This is a genomic window from Candidatus Regiella insecticola LSR1 (assembly GCF_000143625.1).
In the GTDB taxonomy this organism is placed as follows: domain Bacteria; phylum Pseudomonadota; class Gammaproteobacteria; order Enterobacterales; family Enterobacteriaceae; genus Regiella; species Regiella insecticola.
The window spans coordinates 1-1,352 of record NZ_GL379616.1; the positions used below are offsets into that span (position 1 = coordinate 1).

At 39.3% G+C, this 1,352-nt stretch carries 3 protein-coding genes; all 3 read left to right on the forward strand.

What is annotated here, in order from left to right:
* The coding region (locus REG_RS13785) for a hypothetical protein (RefSeq protein ID WP_039908058.1) at positions 1–204 on the forward strand (204 nt) is incomplete at its 5' end.
* Between the two features lie 237 nt (positions 205–441).
* On the forward strand, positions 442–1,008 hold the full coding sequence (locus REG_RS08100) for a hypothetical protein (RefSeq protein WP_141553659.1): 567 nt from the start codon (positions 442–444) through the stop codon (positions 1,006–1,008).
* A 55-nt stretch (positions 1,009–1,063) separates the two neighbouring features.
* Positions 1,064–1,352, forward strand: a 289-nt coding sequence (locus tag REG_RS08105; RefSeq protein WP_039908062.1) for a hypothetical protein, incomplete at its 3' end; no start/stop codon positions are given.

The window sequence follows — 1,352 nt, forward strand, 5'->3', positions numbered from 1 at the left end:
GCGGTGATTCAAAAACAGCTGACTAAATTTATCCTTTTTAAAAAATACATGAGAGCGAGCAAGATTGGCATGTCTGTAGATTTTTTGAATTTTACCTTTAAGGCAAAAATTATGCCGATATTTTATGGCAATATTCATGCCATTAGTCTAGTCTTATTGGTAAGGCAACTTCATTTCTGGATGAATATGAATATAAAAAATTGAAATTATTATGATATAAAAATTGCAATTAAAAAACCCACCAAAATTATCTTTTTGAGTTTCAAATGCTAACTTCTGCATAATCATTAAGCCGATATTTTTATTCACTTCATTTAAAAGCAAATAGTGACTTAATTTCTTATCCCGAATTGAAATTAAGCTAAAAGCCTATTCGACATTTTCTTTGAGCTTCGTTCAATGACGCTATGTCCTTTTTTTTCCAAATTTGAGAAAACCAATATGTCTATTATCAACATGACGAACACCACAAACGATCTTACAGACCATAACCTAGAATCAACCACCAGCCCCTCTGTTCTTAATATATCTAATATGTCGTATCTAACGCGCATGACGGATGAACAACTACTACAAGCAGTTATTACTGAGTTAGACAATGAAAATGAAATGTCCAATGAGATCAGACCTGATATTACTACCCAAGCAACATTGACAACTCCAGCGAAGGCATTGAAACACTTTAAGGTGGTCAGGCTGGTGCTAAAGCATCTTTTCGGCACAGAAATCACTTTTCCTATTGCTGATCCAGTGCCTAGCGCACATGCTGCTCAGGAAGCCAAACTGTTAACACTTTACTGCTCGACACGCAGTAAAACCCTGGTAGAAAAAGTGCTCAGTTGTCCGGCAAATGAGATCACACCGGCACTAGTGCATCATTTTTTCGCGCGTCTGGCGTGGATAAACGAATCAACATTGACCAGCGCCAGGGCCGCAGGCACAGCTGGAGAAGTATCTATTCGGAATAAATCCTTTTTGGGATCAAGACATCCAGCTGGGAGCCGGTGATTACTCGGAGCTTAGCGGGCTATTAACCCATGTCCCTGCTGATTTATGTTTATGGATGATACAGTTCAAACGCGGAGAAAGACTTTATATTGCTGCTGAATGGCTTGCCACAGTATCAGCAGAAGCTCTGTACGATGGCTTTGCTCAAGGCGAAGAAAAAAAAGATGCCGATCCCTTGCTAGCTTTTACCACTGCTTTCGATCGATTATTAGCGCCACTACCGCATGAATACCAAGACAATTTGCTAGCACCGGCACTGACTGAACAAATAAGCTCGGTTGCTACATGGCTGTCGATTGAAATTTATCTCTCTAAAATGGCTGATTGCAACATTATCGATTTAG